Genomic DNA, 5,019 nt, shown 5'->3' on the forward strand with positions numbered 1-5,019 from the left:
CACCTGCATCCGCCGATCCTCGCGGACCGCGGACATCCCTGAAAGGTAGGGCGGCATGACGGCGACGAAGCCGGAAGTGGCTCAGGAGACCTTCGACTCGCTCGACCCGGCCACGGACGAGGTCGTGGGCACGTACCCGGTGCACACGCCTGACCAGGTCAAGGCGAGCGTCGAGCAGGCGCGCGCGGCGGCGGAGTGGTGGGCGTCGCTGGGGTTCGCGGGGCGCGGCGACCGGCTGCGGCGCTGGGCGGCCCTCGTCGCGCAGCGGATGGACGAGCTGTGTGCCGTCGTGCAGCGGGAAACGGGCAAACCCCACGGTGACGCCCAGCTCGAGGTGGTGCTGGCGATCGAGCACATCGCGTGGGCCGCCCGGCACGCGCCGAAGGTGCTGGGCCGCAAACGCCGGTCCGCCGGGCTCCTGCTCAGCAACCACACCGCGTCCGTCGAGTACGTGCCGCTCGGCGTCGTCGGCGTGATCGGGCCGTGGAACTACCCGGTCTACACCCCGCTGGGATCCATCACCTACGCGCTCGCCGCGGGCAACGCGGTGGTGTTCAAACCGAGCGAGTACACGCCCGGCGTGGGGAAGTGGCTCGTCGACACGTTCGCCGAGGTGGTGCCGGAACGGCCGGTCTTCCAGCTGGTGACGGGTTTCGGCGCGACCGGGGCGGCGCTGGTCTCGGCGGGGGTGGACAAGATCGCCTTCACCGGTTCGACCGCCACCGGCAAGAAGATCATGGCCGCGGCGGCGGAAACGCTGACACCCGTAGTGATCGAGGCCGGTGGTAAGGACGTGCTCATCGTGGACAGCGACGCGAACCTCGACGCCGCGGCGGAAGCGGCGGTGTGGGGCGCGTTCTCGAACTCCGGCCAGACCTGCATCGGCGTCGAGCGCGTGTACGTCCAGGAAAGCGTTTACCAGCCGTTCGTCGACAAGGTGGTCGAGCTCACGCGGAAGGTCGAGCCGGGCAGGCAGTACGGGCCCATCACGATGCCCGCGCAGCTGGACGTGATCCGACGGCACATCGCCGACGCACTCGCCCGCGGGGGCAGGGCGCTGACCGGCGGCGAGGTGGGCGAACGGTACGTGCAGCCCACGGTGCTCGTCGACGTTCCCGAGGATTCCCAGGCGGTCACGGAGGAAACCTTCGGCCCGACGATGACCGTCGCGAAGGTCCGGACCATCGACGAGGCGGTCGAGAAGGCGAACGCCACGCGGTACGGCCTGGGCTCGACGGTGTTCTCCAAGCGCAACGGCACCCGCATCGCGGCGCGGCTCAAGGCGGGGATGACGTCGGTCAACGCCCCGTTCTCGTTCGCCGGTATCGGTTCGCTGCCGTTCGGCGGCGTCGGCGACTCCGGGTTCGGGCGGATACACGGGCCGGAGGGGCTGCGGGAGTTCGCGCGGCCGAAAGCCGTTGCGCGCCAACTGTTCCCCAGCCCGGTGCAGCTCACCACGTTCGCGCGGACGGAGAAGACCGACAGGCTCGTCGCAAAACTCGTGACGGTGCTGCATGGCCGGAGGCGTGCTGGGTAACCAGTTGTATGGCTACCTTGCGAAAGATAACCGGAACTGTGACGGGAATGGTCGCGGCGATCGGTGCGCTGGGGTTTGCCGCACCGGCCGCGAACGCGGCTGCGACGCCGTGTGAACCGCAGGCGAAGGCCTGCGTGCAGCTGAGCACGGGGAAGGCCTGGCTGCAGGACGGCGGGAACGTGACGCGTGGCCCGGTGCCGATGGCGCCCGGCCTGCCGAGCTACCCGACGCCCAAGGGGAAGTTCCACGTGCAGTACAAGGACATCGACCACTACAGCAGGCAGTACAACGGTCCGATGCCCTATTCGGTGTTCTTCACGACCACCGGCGTGGCCTTCCACGAGGGCAGCCTGCGGCAGAAGTCGCACGGCTGCGTCCACCTGTCCCACCAGGACGCGGTCGCCTTCTACAACGCGCTGCACACGGGCGACGAGGTGCAGGTCGTCGCGTAACGACGTCCGGTATTTCGGACGGCGGGGTATGGTGACGCCATGCCCCGCCTCGTCCCGGCCGTGTCCAGGGCGGCCGACGTCCTCGAACTGTTCCTCGGCCCGCGCGCCGAGCTGACGGCGGGTGAGATCGGCGAGCGGCTGGGCCTGCCCCGCTCCACCACGCACGAGCTGCTGACCACTTTGGTCAGTCGCCGCTACCTCGACCGGCGCGGCAACACCTACCGGCTCGGGCCGATCCTGCTCGAACTCGGGTCCCGCTACCGGCAACGGCTGGAGTTCTCGACCGAAGCCGACGCGGTCGCCCGGCGAGTCGCCGCCCAGTGCGGGGAAACGGTCCACGTGGGAATCCTCGACGGGCTCGACGTGGTATATGTGTCCAAAATAGACTCGACGCACCCGGTGCGGTTGATCTCCGCCGTCGGCCGGCGGCTGCCCGCCCACTGCACCGCGGTCGGGAAGGTGCTCCTCGCCGGGCTTCCCGCCGAGGAGTTGTCCACCCGGCTCAAGGGCCGCAAGCTCGCCGCGCTCACCGAAGCCAGCATCACCTCACGGCAGGCGCTGCTGGCGCAGCTCGACGAAGTCCGCGCGAAGGGCGTGGCCCACGAGCGCAGCGAGTCCAATCCGGACGCCGGCTGCGTGGCCGCGCCCATCGTCGACGCGGACGGCGAGTGGGTCGCCGCGATGAGCATCTCCATCCCCACCTCACGCCACTCGGAAGCGGCGTGGGTGCGCTGGGAGGAGCTGGTGCGCCAGGGCGCGGCCGAGCTGTCGGCGCGCCTCGGTCACGCCACCGGTACGGCAAGCCCTTCGGCGGGCAACGCCGAACCCACGGCGTCCGGCGCGTAGCGGGCGAGCAGTTCCAGCCCGATCTCGGCGCGGCGCACGCGTTCCCGGCTCAGCGCGACGGCGGTGGACGTGAGGTGCGTGCCGCTCGGGTAGATGTTGGGCGCGTTGCGCAGCCCGAACTTCAGGTACACCGGGGCGGCGACGCGCACGATCTCCGCGATCTCGAAGTGCCGGACGAACCCGCCGAGGTCGTCGGGCGCCTCGACGTAGAGGTCGAGCGGCAGGTCGACGGCCGCGCGTATCGCGGCGAGCTGGGCGAGGCTCAGGTCGGTCGGCACGTTGTAGGTCGTGGCGCCGGCCTGTTCGGCGAGCCGGATGGACGCCGGATTCGCCAGCCCCATCTGCACGCTGACCTTGAACGCGAAGTCCTCGGGCAGCTGCCCGGCGGCCCGCATCCGCTCGGCGACGGTGAGCACGCCGAGGTCGGTGACCAGCACGCTGCGGATGCCCGCGTCGGCGGTCCGGCGGATGTCCTCCAGCGCGTGCACCAGCTGCTCGGTGCCCCTGACCTGCGCCGCGAAGACGCCACCCCCGCTCGCGACGGACGCGGCGCCGGTGTCCCACCCCGCGACCGGCCGGGCGAACAGGCTCACCTCGACCGAGCGTTCGCGCGCGAACCCGGCCATCGCGGCCAGCTCACCGCGGGTGAGCAGCATCCCACCGCTGCCCTGCGAGACCCGGTGCACCACGACGCCGCGTTTGTCGGCCTCGGCGTACACGGCCTCCAGCGCTTCCGGCCCTTCGACGCTGGGGATCTCGACGCGGTACTGGGCGCCGTCGGGGAAGCGCTTCGTGCTGGTGGGCAGGTCGGCGAGGTCCTCGCCGGGCAGACCGAGGGAGCGCAGGAACTCGCGGGTTTCTCGCATGGGCCGTACCGCCGTTCGATATTTCGGACACGATTCGTTATCTCGGACGAGCCTAGGAACGAGCCGGGGCCGGGGTCAAGCTGTGATGTGCGCGGGCCGCGCGACACGGGGGCGGTCGGCTCAGCTACCCTCGATAAGTACCGCCTACCTGCGAAGACATGGGAGCACCCACCGTGGCCCGAGTCGTGGTCGACGTCATGCCGAAACCCGAGATCCTGGACCCGCAAGGTCAGGCCGTGGCAGGTGCGCTGCCGCGCCTGGGCTTCACGGGGGTCACCGAGGTGCGGCAGGGCAAGCATTTCGAGCTGGAGGTCGACGACTCGGTCGACGACGAGACCCTGGCCAAGATCGCCGAGGGCTTCCTCGCCAACCCGGTGATCGAGGAGTGGACCGTGCGGAGGCTTTCGTGAAGATCGGCGTCATCACCTTCCCCGGCACCCTGGACGACGTGGACGCCGCACGCGCGGCCCGGTACGCCGATGCCGAGGCCGTGTCCCTGTGGCACGCGGACGAGGACCTGCACGGCGTCGACGCGGTGATCGTGCCCGGTGGGTTTTCCTACGGTGACTACCTGCGCTGCGGTGCCATCGCCCGCTTCGCGCCGGTGATGAACTCGGTCATCGAGGCGGCCGGCAAGGGCATGCCGGTTCTGGGTATCTGCAACGGTTTCCAGATCCTGTGCGAGGCCGGGTTGCTGCCGGGCGCGCTCGTGCGGAACAAGAAGCTGCACTTCGTGTGCCGCGACCAGTGGTTGCGGGTGGAGAACAACACCACCGCCTGGACCACGCGGTACGACAAGGGCGCGGAGATCCTGGTGCCGCTGAAGTCGGGCGAGGGCGGTTACGTCGCGGACCAGTCCACTCTGGACGAGCTGGAGGGCGAGGGCCGCGTGGTGTTCCGCTACGTGGGCGAGAACCCGAACGGCTCCCGCAACGACATCGCGGGCATCACCAGCAAGAACGGCAGGGTCGTCGGCCTGATGCCGCACCCGGAACACGCGATCGACGCCCTGACCGGCCCCAGCGACGACGGTCTGGGGATGTTCTACTCAGCGGTAGACGCCCTGGTGACGGCCTGACGGCAGGCGGCCAACGCCCTCCCCGAACCAGCCCGCCAGGGCTGGCCACACCACTCACCCCAACGAGCCGAGGCCGGCCCCCAGGGCCGGCCAACGGCGGCCCCGAAGGCCCTTAGGCCACCCCGGCCCTTCGTCCCCAGCCCTCTTTACCGCGGGGCGGGCGGGTCAAGGGTGGCGCAGCCATCGCGAAGCGACGCCGTCAGGAAGCTTCTATGTCAAGTGGTGGTGGTCGGTGTGGAG

At 70.3% G+C, this 5,019-nt stretch carries 6 protein-coding genes; 5 read left to right on the plus strand and 1 reads right to left on the minus strand.

The window, feature by feature from the left end; translation table 11 throughout:
- The first annotated feature begins 55 nt into the window (after positions 1-55).
- From ABFX51_RS33710 to ABFX51_RS33720, 3 genes are read left to right on the plus strand one after another with little or no spacing between them, the layout of a single operon-like run.
- Complete coding sequence (locus ABFX51_RS33710; protein ID WP_091517272.1) at positions 56-1,537, plus strand: aldehyde dehydrogenase family protein; 1,482 nt, start codon at positions 56-58, stop codon at positions 1,535-1,537.
- A gap of 47 nt (positions 1,538-1,584) precedes the next feature.
- The gene (locus ABFX51_RS33715; RefSeq protein ID WP_245783461.1) at positions 1,585-1,989 is read left to right on the plus strand and encodes a L,D-transpeptidase; all 405 of its coding nucleotides are present in this window, start codon (positions 1,585-1,587) and stop codon (positions 1,987-1,989) included.
- Between the two features lie 39 nt (positions 1,990-2,028).
- Positions 2,029-2,835: an IclR family transcriptional regulator gene (locus ABFX51_RS33720; protein ID WP_091517270.1), complete on the plus strand. Its 807-nt coding sequence runs from the start codon at positions 2,029-2,031 to the stop codon at positions 2,833-2,835.
- Here the strand turns inward: ABFX51_RS33720 and ABFX51_RS33725 are convergent.
- Entirely contained in the window at positions 2,772-3,701 is a 930-nt protein-coding gene (locus ABFX51_RS33725) for a U32 family peptidase (RefSeq protein ID WP_091517269.1), read from the minus strand. The two genes, ABFX51_RS33720 and ABFX51_RS33725, sit on opposite strands and share 64 nt — an antisense overlap.
- Before the next feature lie 173 nt (positions 3,702-3,874).
- On the opposite strand from ABFX51_RS33725, the gene purS reads away from it, so the two are divergent.
- Both purS and purQ read left to right on the plus strand, forming a co-directional pair.
- Positions 3,875-4,111, plus strand: a complete 237-nt coding sequence (purS, locus tag ABFX51_RS33730) for a phosphoribosylformylglycinamidine synthase subunit PurS (protein WP_091517268.1) — start codon at positions 3,875-3,877, stop codon at positions 4,109-4,111.
- Positions 4,108-4,779 carry a phosphoribosylformylglycinamidine synthase subunit PurQ gene (gene purQ, locus ABFX51_RS33735; protein WP_091517267.1) on the plus strand — a complete coding sequence of 224 codons (672 nt, stop codon included), beginning with the start codon at positions 4,108-4,110 and terminating at the stop codon, positions 4,777-4,779. The genes purS and purQ overlap by 4 nt, the downstream gene beginning before the upstream one ends.
- Positions 4,780-5,019: the final 240 nt, after the last annotated feature.

Source organism: Amycolatopsis dongchuanensis, assembly GCF_039542405.1.
Lineage (GTDB): Bacteria > Actinomycetota > Actinomycetes > Mycobacteriales > Pseudonocardiaceae > Amycolatopsis_E > Amycolatopsis_E sacchari.